We start from the raw sequence: 19,471 nt of genomic DNA, 5'->3' as shown, positions 1-19,471 counted from the left end.
TGCAGATGTAATGAGTCATAAACAACGTTTTAGCTCTCACTACAAAGATCCCTTTCAATCGCCACGGGCTAATGCTAAAAAGTCCTTTAACCAAGTGAATGGCGAAACCGAACAAAGTCAGCACAACATTATTTTAGAGAAACAAATGAGAACCCGTACGTAATGTTCACCTGAAGCAGGGAATTCACTTCCCTGCTTTTTTTCATTGTTCAATTAGTGAAATCGGAATTCCCTCTAGATTCGTTTCATTATTACGATAACCCCAAGCAAAATGCCCATTCATATAGGAAACCGAGAAAGTGGACTCTCCATCTTTTAACGGATACGTTTGTCCAGGCTTAATATCTTCTGGATTTAGTAAATACGCTTTCGCTAACAGAACACGACGCTCATACACCGCAAATTCGTTAACCATTCCCATCTGCTCTGCTTTTTTCGCTTTTTCATTTAACGCAACAATCTCTTGTCTTAATTCAGGTGCCGTCATTTCACTAAAACGCTTTTCACTCATCCCCGTCATCCCCTCTTTCTGTTTTCTCTAGATAGGATTCAATCATCCCAATTGAAAACCCCTTTTGATACAAGGCTTGTTTCATTTTAAAACGTAATTCATTTCCTGTAACCTTTTTTGCAAGTTTTCTTTCAAGCTTTTCAGCCTGGTACGTTAATGCATCCAGCTCGTCTGTGTCTTCTTGCGGCTCTAAGTGTTCAAGTACTTCTTGAATCGAGCCTGAGCGGAACCCTTTGCCACGCAGCTGCTGAAACAGCTTCTGTTTTTGGGCACTAGTTGATTCCTTTGCTGACTTTCTCTTTTGCTTCTCAACCCACTTTTCAATAAGTGCTCGCTCATCATCTGCATTGAACTGATCAAGCGCTTCTTCGGTCACAGTCTGATGAACTCCTTTTTGCTTAAGCTCTTGACTGAGCTTCATCGGTCCCTTTATTTGAGAAACGGATTTTGACCGAATATAGGATGTGGCAAAGGTTTTATCATCTAAGTATCCATGTTGTTCAAATGTAGCAATAGCCGCTTTAATATGTTCAGGTTGTCGTTCTTTTTTCTCCAGATAATCAATCATTTCTTGAACCGTTCGCATGCGGTAAGACAAATAATGAAGCCCGAGATTAATGGTCTTTTTCTTTTCATCTTCATCAATTAACTCTTTTATAGCTTCTTCGTCAATCTCTAACCCTTTACGTAAGTTATATTTTACAAAAACATTCTGGTCAACAGCAAAACCAAATGTTTCCTTCCCCTCCGTTGTAAGGTATATATTCAATCGTTCCTTATTGCGCTTTTGCATTGTAACTCGACTAATCACAGCCATACGTATCCTCCTTCTTAGCAAAAGAAGTCTTGAACCTGCAGACATTCGGGTATACTCACTGTAACATCATACACTTTAGGAGGCTAAATATGAAGATCGCAATCACAGGAGGCAGTGGATTTATTGGACAAAAGCTAACTTCAAAGCTAACTTCTGCCGGACATGAAGTCCTCATTCTTACACGTAATTTAGAAGGCAAACAATCAAAGGACCATGTTTCCTATGTGAAATGGATGAGCCAGGATGCCAAGCCTGAAGTCGAGCTTGAAGAAATCGATGCAATCGTTAACTTAGCTGGTGAATCCATTATGGGACGCTGGACAAAAGAAAAAAAGGAAAAGATTTTAAACAGTCGTATGGAGGCTACCCAAGCTGTGCTCTCCATCATTCAAAAGCTCAAACAAAAACCAACCGTTTTACTTAATGCTTCAGCCATCGGCTATTATGGTGTATCTGATTCAAAAGACTTTGTCGAAGGCTCTAAGCCAGATAAACAGAACTTTCTCTCAGAGGTCACTCAGAAATGGGAAGCTTGCGCAAAGAAAGCTGAAGATCTTGGGCTAAGAGTAGTCTTTGGACGAATCGGCATTGTATTGGATTCAAAAGAAGGTGCCCTTCCTATGATGGTTTTACCTTATAAGCTTTTTGCTGGGGGCACGCTCGGGACAGGAAAACAGTGGATGTCTTGGATTCATATCGATGATCTAGTGTCACTTTATCAGTTTGCCATTGAAAACGACGAAGTTCACGGACCATTAAACATTACAGCTCCAAACCCGATGCAGATGATTGAATTTGGTAAAACCATATCAAAGGTCATTGGAAAACCTCACTGGTTACCTGCACCTAGAATCGCTATGACAACCCTTTTAGGAGAAATGAGTACACTGATCGTTGATGGTCAAAAGGTATTCCCAAGGAAAGCAAAGGAACTTGGATATACATTCAACTACAGTGAGCTGAAGCCCGCTCTTACTGATCTAATCGGTTAAATAACCAAATAAGCTAACATTTAAAAAGTTCAAATAATTGTGGTTTAAGCTTCGGTTCATGGGGTACCTATATACAGGAAACAAATAGATGATGGGGGCTACGTCTGCTCAGTCGTAGTTAGGGAGTTTCATGCGGACTTATGGCTTCATAGGTCGTTTGCCTCTCCCCCTGCTTATCGTTAACATGGTGAGTGGAGTTTGTTTCCAATTAAAAAATATAGCAGTTTAAAAAGGGGTGAAGACAATGAGCAAACAAACAGCAACAATCGTTCCAGTTACATTCGAAAAAGCAAAAAAAGAAGACAGTAAAGCAATGTGGGAACTCGTAAACAATACGACTCTCGATCAGAATTCACCTTACAAGTATATGATGATGGCTGATTTCTTTACCGATACATGTGTCGTAGCTAAGCAAGATGATGCACTAGTTGGGTTCGTGACGGCTTTTATTCAACCAGACCGCCCTGACACTCTATTTGTTTGGCAGGTTGGTGTTGATTCCTCTCAAAGAGGGAAAGGACTCGCTTCCAGAATGATTAAGGAATTAGCGCAATGGAATGCGGATCAAGTCCACTTTATTGAAGCCACAGTTACTCCTTCTAATGAAGCATCAAGAGCGTTATTCCACAAGCTTGGAAGAGAGTTCAACACACAATGTGAAGTAACAGATCACTTTTCAGCTTCCCTTTTCCCAGATAACAGCCATGAAAAAGAACAACTATTTAGAATTGGTCCATTCCATGTATAAACAAGATACAGGTATATATCTAAAGGAGGAGTACTTTAAAACATGACTCAAAAAACGGATATGAACATATTTGCTCAGTTGGAATCAGAGGTTAGAAGTTACTGCCGCAGTTTCCCCACCGTTTTTACAAAGGCAAAAGGATCAAAAATGTGGGATGAAGATGGAAAGGAATACATTGACTTCTTCTCAGGTGCAGGTGCACTTAACTACGGTCACAACGACCCTGTGATGAAGGAAAAACTCGTAGACTATATTATGAATGATGGAATCACTCATTCGCTTGATATGGGGACAACGGAGAAAGCGACTTTCCTTAAAGAATTCAACGACACAATCTTAAAACCACGCGATTTGAATTACAAGGTTATGTTTCCTGGCCCAACAGGTACTAATACAGTAGAAAGTGCACTAAAGCTTGCTAGAAAGGTAACGGGTCGAACAGACGTCATCAGTTTTACAAACGGTTTTCATGGTATGACGATTGGGGCTCTTTCAGTCACAGGAAACTCTTTTAAACGAAAAGGTGCTGGCATTCCACTTACACACACTGTAACAATGCCCTATGACAACTTTGTCAGCGATGAGCTCGACACTCTGGAGTATCTCGAGCGCTTCCTAGAAGATGGAGGCAGCGGTGTTGCCATACCGGCAGCCATTATTCTCGAGACAGTCCAAGGTGAAGGCGGTATTAACGCCGCACGATACGAGTGGCTTAAAAAAGTGGAGGAAATATGCAGGCGCTGGGACATTCTTTTAATTGTTGATGATGTACAAGCGGGAATCGGAAGAACAGGTACGTTCTTTAGCTTTGAGAAAGCTGGAATTAAGCCTGACATTGTTTGTCTTTCCAAGTCAATTAGTGGTTATGGTCTACCACTCGCTTTGACGTTAATTAAACCGGAACTCGACATCTGGGAGCCAGGTGAGCACAATGGTACGTTCCGTGGAAATAATCATGCCTTTGTCACTGCAACGGCAGCGCTTACGTATTGGAAGGATGACCAATTTGAGCAGAAGATTGCGAAACAATCTGAACGCCTGTATTCATTCTTAGAAGATCTTGTAGCAAGTTATCCAGAACTAGAAGGTCAAGTAAGAGGACGAGGGTTTATGGTTGGTGTGTGCTCTGCGAAAGAAGGTCTTTCTGAGAAAATCGCCGCCGAAGCGTTTGAAAGAGGTCTAATTATGGAAACGGCAGGACCAAAAGATGAGGTCTTTAAGCTCTTCCCTGCTCTAACAATCTCTGATGAAGAGCTTGAAAAAGGACTTCACATGATTAAAGAATCAGTAGAAGCAACAGTGAATCCAAAAGAATTAGTGACAAATGGGTAAGTCATTTTGAACTGGAGGAATATGAGATGAAAGTAGTATCACTGAACGATGTAATTGGAACAGATCGAGAAGTTGAAGCAGAAAACGGAAACTGGGTAAGTCGACGCTTGCTTTTTAAAAAAGACGGTATGGGCTACTCTGTAAATGATACCATTATCCGAGCTGGCACAGAAACTCACATCTGGTATCAAAATCACTTGGAGGCAGTGTACTGCATTGAAGGCTCTGGTGAAGTAGAAACCATTAAGGATGGTAAAGTCTGGCCAATCAAGGCTGGTGACATTTATGCATTAGATGAGCACGATGAGCACCTGTTGCGTGCCCATGAAGGCGGAGATATGCGTATGGTATGTGTATTCAATCCACCACTCACGGGTAGAGAGCATCATGATGAAAATGGTGTGTATCCAGTTGATAACGAAGAATAAATAAAAAGATGCGAGTATCCAATTGGATACTCGCATCTTTTCATTCCCGCTCACAATTTAATGAACAATCACCTGTTCAAACTCAATCTCCTTTGGATCAATGCCTATCTTGCTTAGAAATTCAATAACCTCTTCCATTGTATCTAATGGGTATTGTGTATGGCATAGGTGACTCGTGCGCTTTAAACTCTCTTGGAATGATTCGTTTTGCGCCAAGTCACTTTTCACCAAATAAATAGCTTTTAAGACCTTCTCATCTCGTTCAAAACTAACGAATCCATCACTTTGATTAAAGTAAACAATTAACGGGACATGTGTATGTGGATGTATAATATGTGCTTTAAATAAATTCACGTTGTCCTCCTTCCCATTAAGGTGATGACTCACTGATCTCTTTTCCTGTTAGCATAGAAACAGTTTAGTTTACTTTTGGGATTATGTGCATCGATTTAGCTTAATCAACCAAAAACCCTTAAAGACCTAATACCTTCTAACCATGCGATATAAACATGTTCTACTATAATAGATAGCTTATTGGGATAGCAACTATCTGCCTCTATCTTAATTAGAAAGAGCCCGAACGAATCCAGACGCATTCATTCGGGCTCTACCATCTTTATGAAAAGAAGAAACTAAGTCCAAAAACAGTCGCAAATCCGACAAGTCCAATAATCGTTTCCATCACAGTCCATGATTTTAAAGTGTCCTTCTCAGTCATATCTAAAAATTGTTTAACAAGCCAAAATCCAGTGTCATTTACGTGAGATAATACTGTGGCTCCACAAGCGATTGAGATGGCAATAAGCGCCAAGGACGGCTGAGATAAGTCTGCCATATCCAATATTGGTGAAACAAGCCCTGCTGCTGTGATCATCGCCACAGTCGCTGAGCCTTGTGCTACACGGACAAAGGTTGAGATTAAGAAAGCTAACAATACAAGTGGAAAACCTGAAGCTGAAAGCAAGTCTCCCATCGCATCACCGACTCCACTCTGAATGAGCACTTCCTTGAACACTCCTCCTGCTCCAGTTATTAAAATAACAATACCTGCAGGCTCGAGTGCTTTTGTCGCCATGTTCTGCAGTTCTTGCTTAGAAACCCCTCTACGAGTTCCCAAGAGATACATAGCTAAAAGAGTAGCTATGATTAAAGCAACAAACGGATGTCCAACAAAGGTGACTACAGCCTTAATTTGCCCTTCAGGTAACCAAATATCTCCACCCGTGTTTAGCAAAATTAAAAATAATGGGATTAAAATAATAAAACAGATTAACCCAAAACTAGGTAGCTTTTTATTTGATGTACTAGCTTCTTCGGCCGCACGTACCACGTGATCAGGTACACCTACAAACACCTTATTCCCAATATACCGGCCAAAAATTGGTCCAGCAACGATTAAGGCGGGGATCCCTGCAATCACTCCAAACAGCATCATCCACCCTAGATCAACACCCAACACTTGAGCAACCGCAATGGGTCCCGGTGTCGGAGGAATAAAGCTGTGCGCAACAGCCAGGCCAGCAAGCAGTGGGATCGCATAATACAGCAATGACTTTCCGGTACGTAATGCTAAGCTATATACAATAGGTAACAAGATGACAAGCGCAACATCCAAAAACACTGGTATAGCAATTAGAAACCCTGTTAATCCTAAGGCCCATTGAGCTCGGTTTTCCCCGAATTTGTCTACTAGCGTAAAGGCTAACCTCTCCGCTCCCCCTGAGCTTCTTAATACTTCACCGAACATCGCACCAAGTCCAACGACAATGGCAATAAAACCAAGTGCTCCTCCCATTCCGTCTTCTATCGTTTCAAGAAGCGATCCAGGACTCATTCCTGTAGCAAGTCCAATTAAGATACTCACGATTAGTAATGCGAGAAAGGCCTGCATTTTTGAGTACATGATTAAAAATAATAAAACAGCTACACCAATTACGGTGATTAAAATTAAACCTGTTGTGGACATCTTACACACTCCTTACCATTCAGCTACACTTTGATCCTTATGTCTCCAGATTGGATTGCGCCAATTGTGACTCGTTTCAGCCATTTTGCGGACATGCTCTTCATTAACTTCAATACCAAGTCCAGGCTTATCCGGGATATCTACATATCCGTCTTTATATTTGAACACGCTACCATCCGTTAAATAATCAAGTAAGTCAGAGCCTTCATTGTAGTGAATACCAAGACTTTGTTCTTGAATAAACGCATTGTGGCATGTGGCATCTACTTGAAGACATGCTGCTAATGCAATGGGGCCGAGTGGACAATGGGGAGCAGCCGCTACATCAAATGCTTCTGCCATTGAAAGGATTTTTTTGTTTTCTGTGATACCACCTGCGTGAGATAAATCAGGCTGGATAATGTCTACATAGCCATCTTTTAATAAATTCTTAAAGTCCCACTTTGAATACATACGTTCACCTGTTGCAATAGGAATTACTGTATGACTTGCTATCTCTCGTAGGGCCTCATTGTTCTCCGGTAATACAGGTTCTTCAATAAACATTGGTCTAAATGGCTCAAGCTCTTTGGCGAGTATTTTGGCCATTGGTTTATGAACACGCCCATGAAAGTCTATTCCAATTCCGACATAAGGACCGACAGCTTCTCGAATAGCCGACACATTTGCAAGTACCCGGTCAATCTTCTCATATGAATCGATGTATTGGAGCTCGTCCGTGGCATTCATCTTAATGGCTTGGAATCCTTTATCAACTACCGCTTTTGCCTGTGCAGCCACATCAGACGGTCGATCTCCACCAACCCATGAATACACCTTGATGGATTCCCTTGCCTTTCCACCTAATAGCTGATGAATTGGCGTGTTATAGTACTTCCCTTTTATATCCCACAGTGCTTGATCAATGCCTGAAATAGCGCTCATGAGAATGGGACCTCCCCGGTAAAATCCTCCGCGATACATGACATTCCAATGATCCTCAATCTGAAGTGGGTCTTTTCCAATTAAATATTCCATCAGTTCGTCAACGGCTGCTTTAACAGTTGAAGCTCGCCCTTCAATAACTGGCTCTCCCCAACCGATTAACCCTTCATCCGTCTCAATTTTCAGAAACAACCATCTAGGCTGTACTTGAAACAATTCGTAAGCTGTAATTTTCATCTTTACGCACCCTTTCTCTCTTCACATTGTTAAAGTGATTGTGTGTATAATAGGCTAAATTACGATCACATCTACAAACAAAGAGAACGGTTACATTTCTAACTGTAAACGACTCATTTGCAATAGACAGGTTACGGGTTGAAGTCTATCATTCATTCTAGTAAAAAACAACAGATTCACTCTTAATGTGATAACGTTCTCATGCAAATGAAAGAAGAGCCCGGACATAACTAAAATACAATTGGAAAATGGCGAATGAATCAACAATTGAATCATTCGCCATTCGTATTTTAAATTATAGAACAAGCGAAAGCAGAACCCTAGGCTCCTATGGAATAGTACGTGGTGAAGACTCTGTAGCGGTGGTTTTCCGCAAAAGAGGCTGAGGCCGTCCCTCGCGGGTGCGAGGGATTCTCCTGTAGCGGATTTTTTGCTATGTTCGTGTTTTCATTAGTGTTTTACTGTTATGTCCCAGCTTCTTTAAGATTTACTTTTCTCTGACCAATTCTGTCACACACTCAACCTGCGCCGTCCACGGGAACATATCGACTGGCTGGATGTTCGCTACCTTGTAACCCGCCGCTCTTAACTGTTCAACATCCTTTGCAAGAGTAGATGGATTACAGGATACATACACAATACGTGATGGCTTTGTTTGTTTTAAGGTGGTGAGTAGCTTTTGATCACAGCCCGTTCGAGGCGGATCGACAACGACGACATCCGGTGTCCAGCCCTGTTTCACCCATTTGGGCAGCCATTCTTCTGCCTTTCCAACCTCATACTCGTATGCTTGGACATGGTTGTTTGTAGCATTCGCGCGGGCATTATCAATTGCATCAGGGATGACATCCATACCTCTTACTTCTGCAGCTTGATCAGCAAGCCACAATCCAATGGTTCCCACTCCACAATACGCATCAACAAGCTTTTCTTTCCCTGTCAGTTTAGCTGCTTTCTTAGCTTCATCATATAAAACAACCGTTTGCTCAGGATTTAATTGAAAGAATGCTCTCGCAGAAAGTGAAAATGATACATCTCCAAGTGTTTCTTCAAGAGTCTCTTCCCCAGATACAAGCGTTGTACGTTCTCCAAAAATGATAGAGGTTTTTTGATCATTAATATTTTGCATAAATGATGTCACTTCAGGCAGTCGCTTCTTCACTTCTTCCATCATTTGCTTTCTCTTTGGAAGGGTTTCTTCTGCCGTCACAAGGACAAGCTGAACATCACCCGTTTTAAAGCTTACACGAGTGACAATTGTGCGGACTGCTCCACGATGTTTTCGCTCATTGTAGATCGAAATATCTAAGTCTTGTAGAATCTGCTTCATCACCTGAGTCACATGATTCGAGCGCTTATGTTGGACCATACAGGCAGACAGGTCAATCAATTTATGCGATTTCTCAGCATACAATCCTGCTTGTACAACGCCTTTTGTCTTATTAACCTGCATCTGGCTTTTGTTACGATAATACCAAGGATCCTTCATACCCTTTGTCTGTTGAATGGTCAATGACTCGTGTTTAATCGTAGTATACCGCTCAAAGGCTTGTCTCACGATGTCTGCCTTCTCACGTAAGGTTGCGGCGTACTCCATATGCTGAAGCTGGCAGCCTCCACACTGATCATAGATCGGACACGGCGGTGTAATCCGTTCAGGCGATGACTTACGAATCTTCTTAATGCTTGCTTCTGAGAAGCGTTCGCCTGCTTGAGTAACCTTAGCTACAACCTCTTCTCCAGGGAGAGCACCAGGTACGAAGACCACATGACGCTTATAGTAGCCTACTCCCTCTCCGTTAATGCCAAGCCTTTTTATTGTAAGCGGAAATTGCTGTCCAACCTCCACCTTTGTTTTGTTTGTGGGACTTGCTTGTTTAGCTGATTTCATTTTTGACACTCCTATAAATACATCACTAAATGAAGTATACCATGTTCACTGATCTTCCTAAACTTACTAAACACGTATCGCTTTTTCTCTGATAGAATAGAACCGTAATGGCCAGTAGAGGAGTGAAACAATTTGTCTATCCCCACAGACGTAGCGTCTCTAAAAATTATGGCGCATGTCTATAAACGAAAAAGCGCTCAATCTACATTTGAAAAGACAGTAGAAAGCCTTGTGAGTTCTGTACCGTATATTGATTGGGTTGGAATTTACCTTTATGAAGACTTAAATCATAAGCTTGTTGCTGCTTCCTGTTTTGAAAATGACATGCAATGGACGTGTAATGGTGAACTTAAATTTCCAATTCATGACTCTGCTGAAAAGGAAATTGGTCTCATGATTGTACGTAGCAAACATTCCATTGCCTTTGATGTAACGGACGTCTCTACATTAAAAACAATTGCCGCAGCAATCGGACAAGAAACGCTTGTGAATTAAACGTTTATGACAAAAAAGACCCCGGATCATTACGATCGAGGTCTTTTTTTGTTGATCAGAAAGAAGGAATCTGCTTTTGTACTGTTAGATCGTCTAAGCTCTCAAATGTATAGCCTTGCTTTTTCGCTTCATCAATTACTCGTGGAAGAGCTTCTGCGTTATCACTTGAGACTGAATGCAAAAGCATGATGGCTCCCGGATGAATTCGCTCCATAATTTTATTATAGGCATAATCCCCGCCCTTTTGCTTGTTCACATCCCAATCTGCATAAGCAAGTGACCAAAATACATTTATATAACCCTCTTCTTCTGTTTTATGAAGGCTATGCTCACTAAATTCCCCTCTTGGCGGACGTAGATAATTCATATACTCAATACCAGTTAACTCAGCAAACCTTTTCTTCACCTTAATTAATTCACTCGCTAGTCGTTCATCATCAATAGCGGGCAAGCTAGGATGATGCCAAGAGTGATTTCCAACAATGTGGCCTTCGTTCACCATACGTTTAATGAGATCAGGAGCAGAATCTAGATAATGACCTGTCACAAAAAAAGCAGCGGGTACTTTTTTATCTCGTAGCACATCAAGTACCTTTTCTGTGTAGCCATTCTCGTATCCATTATCAAACGTTAAATAAAGGACTTTCCTCTCTGTATCTCCCGTAAAATAGCCACCTGACTCATCAAGCATTCGAATAAACTCAGGCTCCGTTGTTGCAATCTCTTCATTCTTAGCTGGCTTAAAGCCCCAATGTAGGACATTTCGGTTGTAGGCAAATGCTTGTTCACTTTGAATACCTGTAATCATGCTTATTAAAAGCATCATCGCTACTATTCGCTTAACCTGCTTGTTCATAAACTCACCTCAATTAACAGCTGTTTACTCATAGCATGCATCAAGTGCTTGTTTTTACTTGCTCCATTTTTTGGGACAAAAAAGCCAATTCATTTTCACGAATTGGCTTTTTGCATTATTCAACAATTAAGGTTGCGAGCATTTCTGCATGACCCGCGCCACAAGGAATCGTACAACGAATTGTGTACTCACCTGGTTCAAGCGTTGTATTATAAGAACCTTCTCCTGAGATTGCAACATCTGTACCGTCTACTTCGATGCCATGGTGGCCTTCAACATTTTCAAGGGCAATGTTAATATCTCCAGCAGGTACGGTATAGCTTTCCTGATCAAACGCCCAGTTTGTTGCTTTTAATACGACTTGTTCACCGATCACTTCTTCTGGTTCGTTCTCTTCTGCTTGGTCATTACCAGCCGCACCACATGCTGTAATGGCTATGAGAAGAAAAAGAGCGACTAATATAAATAACATCTGCTTTAACTTCATCTGACTACCTCCAACCTTGTCCTTTTCCCCTTAACAGTATACGCCCAAAAGACCTCTTCGTATATCTGTTTTCACTACTTTTTTTTGAGCGTTTTGTTACTGTTTCTTGTAAATTGACCGCTTGCCCTTTTTTAGCTTGTATGGTTTGATTAGAAAAGGATTGAATGCAAAGATGGAGGTATTTGGGATTGTTTGAATTTAAAAATATATTCAGAGGTCTAGCCATGGGTATAACTGACCTCGTTCCAGGTGTAAGTGGAAGTACAGTATTAATGGTACTAGGCGTCTATGAGCGCTTTATTGCTTCCTTACATGGACTGACTACTAAAGATTGGAAACAAAGTTTACGCTTTTTAATTCCGCTCGGAGTTGGAGTAGGAAGTGCATTATTAATTTTCAGTAGAATAATTAGTTGGCTTTTAGAAAATCACCAACCATTAACCATGTTTTTGTTTCTCGGATTAATTCTAGGAATTGTCCCTATCCTCGTAAAAGAAGTGGATATTAAGCGGACATTCAAGCCAACTCATTACATATTCTTATTCACAGCCTTTGTTCTTATTGCCTTGACCTCATTATTACCACATGAAGATACGTTAATGACGGATTTAAGTATTTGGAATTACTTCTTCTTATTTATAGCAGGTTGGCTAGCAAGTGCTGCACTCATTCTTCCAGGAATAAGTGGTTCACTCATTTTTCTCTTGTTAGGTGTTTATACCACAATTACCAACGCTATCTCTACATTACAAATTCCCGTTATTCTTGCGGTAGGTGCCGGAATTGCGATTGGACTATTACTAACAAGTAAGCTGGTTCGATATTTGTTTAAAGCGTATATGACGCATACATATGCTGTGATGATCGGACTTGTTGCGGGATCAATTATTGTTTTATTTTCTCAAATCGATTCCGGTGGATCTATTTTAGGTTGTGGCATTACGTTCGTAGCAGGATTACTTATTGCTTATCTACTTGGAAGCACTCAAAAATAAATGTTGTTCTTAAGAAAAACAGCAGAACATTCGATATGTTTGCTGTTTTTTTGGGTTCATAAAGCATAGATTAAGGATACGTAAACGTTGACGGCATGATTTAGTTAAAATAAAATATATATACATTAACTAGCTAAAGGGGTGATTCGATGGGGCAGTGAATAGAAAAGACAAACTTGCGGCATCACATACAGTATCGGCGCAATATGATCAGTTAGCTTTTGCCACACAGTTTTTGTTTCAAACACAGCGCAACCGAGTCACATATAACCTTAACGGAGCGATCTATTCGTATTTTTAACACATTTATTTTTTATACAAAATAGGAGGTGACCCCTCTATTTTAGAGGGATCTTTTTGGACAATTTATACTTAAATTTGTTTTTCGTGGCTTTATTAATTGCTCTCACAGCTTTTTTTGTAGCCTCTGAGTTTGCAATCGTCAAAATCAGAAGTACAAAGATTGACCAGCTTGTACAGGAGGGTCATCAGAGTGCTGTTCTGGCAAAAAAAGTTACTTCAAACCTAGACGAGTACTTATCTGCTTGCCAACTAGGGATTACGATTACCGCACTAGGAATTGGACGTTTGGGTGAACCAACGTTTGAAAAAATGCTTCACCCGGTGGTTGAGGCGTTACCAATTAGCAGTAGTGCCGTTATTACAACTGTAAGCTTTGTTGTTTCATTTGCGATCATGACGTTTTTACACGTTGTGGTTGGAGAGCTTGCTCCAAAAACATTGGCGATTCAAAAAGCAGAACGAATTACATTGCTTGTTTCCAGACCATTACGTGCTTTTTATTTAATTATGTACCCACTTATTTGGTTCTTAAATGGAGCAGCTCGTTTATTAACTCGTTCAGTAGGTTTGAAACCTATGTCAGAGCACGACGTAACTCACTCTGAAGAAGAGTTACGTTTAATTCTGTCTGACAGCTACAAAGGTGGAGAAATTAATCAGTCTGAATTCAAATATGTAAGTAAAATCTTTGATTTTGATAATCGAGTAGCCAAGGAAATCATGGTTCCTCGAACTGAAATTTCAGCGGTTTCCATCGCTGATCCAATCAGTAAAAACTTAGAATTTATGCGTAAAGAACGCTTTACACGTTTCCCAGTAGTAGATGGAGACAAAGACCATATTCTTGGAGTAATTAATGTCAGAGAAGTGTTAACTGATATTGTATCACCCGATGTCACGAGAGAAATTTTCTTGAATGACTACATTCGTCCAGTTATTTCAGTGATTGAGTCCATACCAGTTAACGATCTACTCGTTGAAATGCAAAAACAACAAATTCATATGGCCATTCTTTTTGATGAGTATGGTGGTACAGCAGGTCTTATTACGGCTGAAGATATTATTGAAGAAATCGTCGGCGAAATTAACGATGAATTCGACATTGAAGAGGATCCTTTAATCCGCAAGATTAATGAAGATCATTATATTATCGATGGGAAGACGTTAATTGGTGACGTAAATAAATTGTTGAACATCGAGCTTGATGAAACTGATGTGGATACGATTGGTGGCTGGTTGCTCACTGAAAAATACGATCTTGCTGTAAATGAAGCAATCGAGCATGAGAACTTTACTTTTACAGTGAAGGAATTTGATAACCATCAAGTAAAACAAGTGGAAATCATTCGGATACAAGAAGATCATCAAGTAGCTGAACAACAGCTTGCTTCTACGTAATATAAAAGCCTCAGAGATAAATCTCTGAGGCTTTTTACTATCCTTTATTTATAACACACCTTTTTTTGCATGTTGTTCTGCTTCAAGTGTATCTAGGTGAGCAGTACGATTAGTGTAATGTAAGTAAGGCAGTTCCTTCTCATCCATCCATTCAAGAAGCGTGACACTCGTATTGCCGATCACAAATGGCCGATGAAAATCTGGCCACTTCTCTCCAACTAAGACATACATCAGAAAAATACTAATAAAGCCACCATGTGAAACAAGTGCAACGGAATCAGAAGAATGCTGCTTTTGCAGTTGCAAAAGAACTCTCTTGCATCTTTTCGTCAGTTCATCAACCGTTTCCGTACCATCAATACCAGATGTAATAATGGAGTTTGCAACTGTTTCAGGGTACTGTTCTCGAATTTCGGCTCTTGATAATCCTTGAAGTGGTCCTAGGTGTACCTCACGAATCTGTTCCCACGATTGAACAGGAAGACCTGTGGACTCGCCAATTGCCTTAGCAGTCTCGTGGGCCCGCTCCAAATCACTACTGTACAGAAAGTCCAGATTGATCTTCTCACAGTAAGAGCTAATTAAATCAACTTGTTGTTTCCCTAAATCTGATAACGGAAAATCCATCGTTCCTTGAATTTTCCCCTGCAAATTCCCAAGCGATTCACCATGTCGTATTAAGTATAATTTCATTTGAATGTCATCCCCGTTCCCATTCCTTCTTAAACGTTGTCGCCTTCATCTCAATCTGTTCAAGCATGTCTATAATGCGTTGCATTTCGGAAGCTTCAGCATCCTCAGGATCCATTGAATCAAGTGATGTGAGTAATAAACTCAATCGATTTCTTAAGTAATCGATCTGCTGTTTCTTATCATGGATTGATCCACCCATTTTCTTCTCTCCCTCTTCCAATCTCTTGCTACTTCTAAAGAGCTTAACAGAATCATACATATAGCTCAAATCATTAAGGAACTTTTAACTTCCTATTAATTGCGATATGATAGACTATGAAATCTTGTGATATGCCTTTTTGACTAAGGCAACCAAAGGAGACCTACAAGTGTTAAAGACTTCAAAACCACTCATCACCCCAGAGTATGATCCATGGGAAGCTTATTTAGATATTACAGAACATGGACGCCTGGGACTAACAAATATAGAATTTACAACAACCACACTATGTAATATGCGATGTGAGCATTGTGCAGTTGGCTATACATTAAGCCATAAAGATGCCGACCCATTACCACTTGATCTATTTATTCGTCGCCTAGAAGAGTTACCTCAACTGCGCGCGCTAAGTATTACAGGTGGAGAGCCTATGCTATCTATGAAATCAGTAAAAGAATATGTTGTGCCTTTACTGAAGTACGCACATGACCGAGGCATTCGTACACAAATCAATTCAAATCTTACGTTGCCACTTGAACGATACGAAGCGATCTTACCTTATCTTGATGTTCTCCATATCTCACATAATTATGGAAGTGTAGAAGATTTTACAGAGATCGGTTTTGCGATGATGGAAAAAAAACCAAGCCTTAAGCAACGGGAGGCTTATTTTTATCGCATGGTCGAGAACGCACGCGAACTAACTCGCCGCGGTGTCCTTGTCTCTGCGGAAACAATGATTAACAAGCGGACAATCCCGCATCTAAAAGAAATTCACCAACAAATTGTTGAGATGGGATGTCAGCGACATGAAGTCCACCCCATGTACCCCGCTGACTTTGCTAGCGCGCTTGAAGCGGCTTCTTTAAAAGATATACGAAAAGGCATTCATACTTTACTTGATCATCGCGATCCTAATGTATGGATGTTATTTGGTACACTTCCTTTTTACCCGTGCAGTGATCTTAAAGAAGATCTAGAGCTTCAGGAACGATTATATCAAGCCAAAAACGTCACAGTTCGTAATGATCCGGACGGTCGTTCAAGGCTTAATATTAATATCTTTGATGGCTCGATTATTGTCACTGACTTTGGAGATACTCCGGAGCTCGGAAATGTTCAAGATACACCATTACAGCAGGCCTATGACACTTGGATGAACTCCGACATCGGTCGTTCTGTACAATGCCACTGTCCCGCTGTGAAATGTTTGGGTCCGAATATTTTAGTAAAAGATGCATATTACTCAGATGTTCATTTCTTAGAACGAAGCTCTAATCTCAAGCTTTGATTAACCCGGTTGATTTTTAGCCATATACGTAAAGGATAAGTAATCCTGTACTGGAATCCAAGCACCGATGCCTTGTTGAGTGATGTTTTTCACTTCAAGGCGCTTTTTACCACCCTTTACAACAACATATACCTCGCCATAGGTGACATTGCCTTTTTCATGGATCGCTGGAGCGTAGCTATGCAAATACCCGACCTGCTGTGTGGAGACATTATAGGTCTGGTTTTTGCGTGTGCCTTGACCAATAATCGTTTCAAAAGACAGAGGCAGTCCCGTCTTTTCGCCAGCATGGATCATCATCATTTTGCGAACAGCTTCTTCATTAGGAATGGCAGCCGTCAGTCCGCCTGTAATCTTTTTTTGTTGATCTTGAGTATACGTCAATTGGGCCTGGGCATTTGCGCCTCGGTTATCCAAATAATTTGTATTCACCTTTTGATACTGCCAATTGACTTCAGTCCCTGCCGATTCATAAGCAAGTGGCCACTCTCCAAGGTATACAGAAACACGTAAACCGAGTCCTAGCAACGGATTACCCACTTGAGACTCATTTAGTAATCGAATCAAATCAGGGTTTGTAATTTCCTCATCCGTTGATTCTAGAAATTCTTGGGCGAGATCACTTGGATGAAGGTATGGAAGATCCTGTGTTCCATTTTTATAAGTGTTCTCTTTTGAAATCGACAACGCAGATTCTGGAACTTTATATGGGTTTTCTGTTTTATCCTTAGCATGAGTATGTGAATATGGCGTGAGCAAAAATGCACAAAGTAGCAAAACAATACACAGTTTTCGTTTCATTTAAGTCTACCTCCTGGTTTATATGGAGGTAGTTTTAACGAAGTTGTCCTGAATTATGTAGATGACTTCTTCTTAGTAAGTGGAGGGTTATATGATGAAAGTGAATCATCCGGGATATCGATTTAGTATGTTGATTGCAATGGTAGCTATCGCAGGCTTTGCACAAGGAATGCTCCTACCATTACTATCCATCCTACTTGAAGAGGCTGGCGTATCTTCCTCTTTAAACGGATTAAATGCAACAGCACTATACATAGGTGTGCTCTTAGCGTCGCCTTTTATTGAACGACCTGTACGCACGTTTGGTTATAAACCAGTCATTACAGTTGGTTTACTTGTCATGACCATCAGCTTATTGCTGCTTCCAGTTTGGGCCTTCTTTTGGTTCTGGTTTGTCTTACGAATGGTGATTGGTATTGCAGACAATATGGTTCACTATGCCACACAAGTGTGGATTACCTCCACAAGTACTGCTAAAAACCGTGGTCGCAATATTTCTATTTACGGTTTAGCCTTTGGACTTGGATTTGGTGCTGGTCCTTTAATGATTCATTTATTAAAAGTGGCTGAATGGTTACCATTCGTCATTGCCGCTGTTCTTACCTTCATAACCTGGTTATTTGTATCAAGACTTGCCAATGAATTTCCTTCTGAGGATATTGATACTGGTGCCCCTCAAACAACCTGGGCAAGATATCGTTCTGTTGTAAAAATAGCTTGGTTCTCATTACTTCCTGGATTTGCTTATGGCTATCTTGAAGCATCTCTTCACGGAAACTACCCTGTCTATGCACTTAGATCCGGCTTAAGCATTGATCAGGTTTCACTTTTATTACCTGCCTTTGTCGTTGGAGGGCTATTAACTCAGCTTCCTCTCGGACTGGCTAGTGATAAGTTCGGACGCAAAATTATCCTGCTGACAATCGCCACACTTGGGAGCGCGTGCTTCTTTCTAATGATTGCCGTTGAGCACTCACCTACTGTGTTGTTCTTGCTTTTCCTGGCGGGTGGTGGATGTGTTGGATCCCTGTATTCATTGGGGGTTGCGTTTATGGCTGATTTAGTACCAATCTACCTTCTTCCCACTGCAAACGTCATGATGGCTGTTAGCTTTGGATTAGGCAGTATTAGTGGACCCCTCATTGGAGGGTGGCTTATTGAAATTGTTGAGCAAGGAAGTGTGTATTACTCCATTGGAGGGATGTTGGTTTTGGTTGTTGTTGCTGGCTTATTATTTAAGCAACAAAGTAATGAAGCAGAAACTCATCCATTATAAAAAAAACGGCAGCGGAATGCTGCCGTTTTTCTTCCTGATAAAAACGTACGAAGATTTATTCAAATAACAATCTGGGGTCGAATCGATTATTTTCCTTCACACTGACACCTCACTTCTAAATTGCTTATTAAAAACAATCTCGAAACGTACGATCTCTGTGCATGCGTATCACCTCATCAGAAGTATACAAAAACAAAGCGTTTCTAGCCTATTGCTTGTTGAACATCAACTTACATCGTATCAGGAAAGGAAAAGCAGTTGAACTGCCTTCCGTAAACCTAGTATGAGCAGATCTTAAAATCTTATTCCTCGTCTTGATGAATTTTTAAATATTTTACCTCAGATGCTGCATCCTTCGCTGATTCAATCGCTTCTTTAGATGTTAACTTAATATGATTTGCTGTCTCAGAGAGCTTTCTAAAATCGGCAGAAAGATCAGAAATAATGGTCGATACTTCATTCGCTGTCACTCTCACTTGATCAATAATCTCTTCACGATTATCTCGAATAAAACCGAATGTTTCTGTTGATACATCCTTGAAATTCTTCGCTTCACGACAAAGCTGATCACGCCATTCTTTCTTAGATAAAACAGCAGCCACCCCAATCACGGCTACTCCACCAATAATTAGTGATTTACACAATCCAGACTTCTTCTTCAACAACAATTCCTCCCTTAGACACATGGTTGTCCTTATCATATCAGTAAGTTCAATTAAAATAAAAGCGAAACACATGGATAGTAGGATGAAGTTTGGATTTGTGGGTTGGCATTTGGTGGTGCGGTTCTTAGTAAGGGGTGTATTTTTCTTGGTTAAACATTGCTCTTTC

At 40.6% G+C, this 19,471-nt stretch carries 23 protein-coding genes; 11 read left to right on the top strand and 12 right to left on the bottom strand.

The window, feature by feature from the left end:
* Positions 1-10 precede the first annotated feature (10 nt).
* A complete protein-coding gene (locus tag ACQKKO_RS19330; protein WP_203090320.1) occupies positions 11-163 on the top strand; it encodes a YpzG family protein in 153 nt (50 codons plus the stop codon).
* Between the two features lie 39 nt (positions 164-202).
* On the opposite strand, the gene ACQKKO_RS19325 is transcribed toward ACQKKO_RS19330, so the two are convergent.
* Together ACQKKO_RS19325 and recX are read right to left on the bottom strand one after the other, a co-directional pair.
* Positions 203-511 carry a YfhH family protein gene (locus ACQKKO_RS19325; protein WP_498650095.1) on the bottom strand — a complete coding sequence of 103 codons (309 nt, stop codon included), beginning with the start codon at positions 509-511 and terminating at the stop codon, positions 203-205.
* Entirely contained in the window at positions 504-1,328 is an 825-nt protein-coding gene (gene recX, locus ACQKKO_RS19320; RefSeq protein ID WP_498650094.1) for a recombination regulator RecX, read from the bottom strand. The genes ACQKKO_RS19325 and recX overlap by 8 nt, the downstream gene beginning before the upstream one ends.
* Before the next feature lie 89 nt (positions 1,329-1,417).
* On the opposite strand from recX, the gene ACQKKO_RS19315 reads away from it, so the two are divergent.
* From ACQKKO_RS19315 to ACQKKO_RS19300, 4 genes are all read left to right on the top strand, one after another.
* A complete protein-coding gene (locus ACQKKO_RS19315; RefSeq protein WP_498650092.1) occupies positions 1,418-2,320 on the top strand; it encodes a TIGR01777 family oxidoreductase in 903 nt (300 codons plus the stop codon).
* Between the two features lie 244 nt (positions 2,321-2,564).
* Positions 2,565-3,068: a diaminobutyrate acetyltransferase gene (gene ectA / locus ACQKKO_RS19310; RefSeq protein ID WP_498650090.1), complete on the top strand. Its 504-nt coding sequence runs from the start codon at positions 2,565-2,567 to the stop codon at positions 3,066-3,068.
* 42 nt (positions 3,069-3,110) lie between these two features.
* Positions 3,111-4,400 carry a diaminobutyrate--2-oxoglutarate transaminase gene (ectB, locus tag ACQKKO_RS19305; RefSeq protein ID WP_498650088.1) on the top strand — a complete coding sequence of 430 codons (1,290 nt, stop codon included), beginning with the start codon at positions 3,111-3,113 and terminating at the stop codon, positions 4,398-4,400.
* Positions 4,401-4,426: 26 nt separating this feature from the next.
* Positions 4,427-4,828: an ectoine synthase gene (locus tag ACQKKO_RS19300; RefSeq protein ID WP_203090330.1), complete on the top strand. Its 402-nt coding sequence runs from the start codon at positions 4,427-4,429 to the stop codon at positions 4,826-4,828.
* Between the two features lie 57 nt (positions 4,829-4,885).
* On the opposite strand, the gene ACQKKO_RS19295 is transcribed toward ACQKKO_RS19300, so the two are convergent.
* From ACQKKO_RS19295 to rlmD, 4 genes are all read right to left on the bottom strand, one after another.
* The gene (locus tag ACQKKO_RS19295; protein ID WP_498650087.1) at positions 4,886-5,182 is read right to left on the bottom strand and encodes a hypothetical protein; all 297 of its coding nucleotides are present in this window, start codon (positions 5,180-5,182) and stop codon (positions 4,886-4,888) included.
* Positions 5,183-5,444: 262 nt separating this feature from the next.
* The gene (locus ACQKKO_RS19290; RefSeq protein WP_498650085.1) at positions 5,445-6,794 is read right to left on the bottom strand and encodes a GntP family permease; all 1,350 of its coding nucleotides are present in this window, start codon (positions 6,792-6,794) and stop codon (positions 5,445-5,447) included.
* Between the two features lie 12 nt (positions 6,795-6,806).
* Positions 6,807-7,955, bottom strand: a complete 1,149-nt coding sequence (dgoD, locus tag ACQKKO_RS19285) for a galactonate dehydratase (RefSeq protein WP_498650083.1) — start codon at positions 7,953-7,955, stop codon at positions 6,807-6,809.
* Positions 7,956-8,442: 487 nt separating this feature from the next.
* A complete protein-coding gene (gene rlmD / locus ACQKKO_RS19280) occupies positions 8,443-9,846 on the bottom strand; it encodes a 23S rRNA (uracil(1939)-C(5))-methyltransferase RlmD (protein ID WP_498650082.1) in 1,404 nt (467 codons plus the stop codon).
* A 132-nt stretch (positions 9,847-9,978) separates the two neighbouring features.
* Here rlmD and ACQKKO_RS19275 point away from each other — a divergent pair, with 132 nt between their 5' ends.
* Positions 9,979-10,341 (top strand): GAF domain-containing protein, encoded by a 363-nt coding sequence (locus tag ACQKKO_RS19275; protein ID WP_203090340.1) that lies wholly within the window; start codon positions 9,979-9,981, stop codon positions 10,339-10,341.
* Positions 10,342-10,396: 55 nt separating this feature from the next.
* Here the strand turns inward: ACQKKO_RS19275 and pdaA are convergent, their stop codons facing one another.
* Together pdaA and ACQKKO_RS19265 are read right to left on the bottom strand one after the other, a co-directional pair.
* Entirely contained in the window at positions 10,397-11,197 is an 801-nt protein-coding gene (pdaA, locus tag ACQKKO_RS19270) for a delta-lactam-biosynthetic de-N-acetylase (RefSeq protein ID WP_498650079.1), read from the bottom strand.
* A gap of 115 nt (positions 11,198-11,312) precedes the next feature.
* Entirely contained in the window at positions 11,313-11,684 is a 372-nt protein-coding gene (locus ACQKKO_RS19265; protein ID WP_498650078.1) for a cupredoxin domain-containing protein, read from the bottom strand.
* 188 nt (positions 11,685-11,872) lie between these two features.
* On the opposite strand from ACQKKO_RS19265, the gene ACQKKO_RS19260 reads away from it, so the two are divergent.
* The 3 genes from ACQKKO_RS19260 (at position 11,873) to ACQKKO_RS19250 (ending at position 14,380) form a co-directional block, all read left to right on the top strand.
* Positions 11,873-12,679 (top strand): DUF368 domain-containing protein, encoded by an 807-nt coding sequence (locus ACQKKO_RS19260; RefSeq protein WP_498650076.1) that lies wholly within the window; start codon positions 11,873-11,875, stop codon positions 12,677-12,679.
* 157 nt (positions 12,680-12,836) lie between these two features.
* Positions 12,837-12,980 carry a hypothetical protein gene (locus tag ACQKKO_RS19255; protein ID WP_498650074.1) on the top strand — a complete coding sequence of 48 codons (144 nt, stop codon included), beginning with the start codon at positions 12,837-12,839 and terminating at the stop codon, positions 12,978-12,980.
* 56 nt (positions 12,981-13,036) lie between these two features.
* Positions 13,037-14,380 (top strand): hemolysin family protein, encoded by a 1,344-nt coding sequence (locus ACQKKO_RS19250; RefSeq protein ID WP_498650073.1) that lies wholly within the window; start codon positions 13,037-13,039, stop codon positions 14,378-14,380.
* Positions 14,381-14,428: 48 nt separating this feature from the next.
* Here the strand turns inward: ACQKKO_RS19250 and ACQKKO_RS19245 are convergent, their stop codons facing one another.
* Positions 14,429-15,073 carry a histidine phosphatase family protein gene (locus ACQKKO_RS19245; RefSeq protein WP_498650071.1) on the bottom strand — a complete coding sequence of 215 codons (645 nt, stop codon included), beginning with the start codon at positions 15,071-15,073 and terminating at the stop codon, positions 14,429-14,431.
* Between the two features lie 7 nt (positions 15,074-15,080).
* A complete protein-coding gene (locus tag ACQKKO_RS19240) occupies positions 15,081-15,272 on the bottom strand; it encodes an SE1561 family protein (protein ID WP_498650070.1) in 192 nt (63 codons plus the stop codon).
* Between the two features lie 169 nt (positions 15,273-15,441).
* Between ACQKKO_RS19240 and yfkAB the strand changes: the two genes are divergently transcribed.
* Complete coding sequence (yfkAB, locus tag ACQKKO_RS19235; protein ID WP_498650068.1) at positions 15,442-16,563, top strand: radical SAM/CxCxxxxC motif protein YfkAB; 1,122 nt, start codon at positions 15,442-15,444, stop codon at positions 16,561-16,563.
* On the opposite strand, the gene ACQKKO_RS19230 is transcribed toward yfkAB, so the two are convergent.
* Positions 16,564-17,364 (bottom strand): YfkD family protein, encoded by an 801-nt coding sequence (locus tag ACQKKO_RS19230; RefSeq protein ID WP_498650066.1) that lies wholly within the window; start codon positions 17,362-17,364, stop codon positions 16,564-16,566. It abuts the gene before it with no gap.
* Between the two features lie 91 nt (positions 17,365-17,455).
* Between ACQKKO_RS19230 and ACQKKO_RS19225 the strand changes: the two genes are divergently transcribed.
* Positions 17,456-18,640 carry an MFS transporter gene (locus ACQKKO_RS19225; RefSeq protein ID WP_498650064.1) on the top strand — a complete coding sequence of 395 codons (1,185 nt, stop codon included), beginning with the start codon at positions 17,456-17,458 and terminating at the stop codon, positions 18,638-18,640.
* Between the two features lie 302 nt (positions 18,641-18,942).
* On the opposite strand, the gene ACQKKO_RS19220 is transcribed toward ACQKKO_RS19225, so the two are convergent.
* A complete protein-coding gene (locus tag ACQKKO_RS19220; protein ID WP_498650062.1) occupies positions 18,943-19,302 on the bottom strand; it encodes a hypothetical protein in 360 nt (119 codons plus the stop codon).
* Between the last annotated feature and the right edge of the window lie 169 nt (positions 19,303-19,471).

Origin of the sequence: Alkalihalobacillus sp. NPDC127517 (assembly GCF_050276055.1) — a bacterium.
Classification (GTDB): Bacteria; Bacillota; Bacilli; order Bacillales; family Bacillaceae_D; genus Alkalicoccobacillus.
Note: the sequence above shows the minus strand (reverse complement) of the source record. Positions and strands in the feature narration are given on the sequence as shown.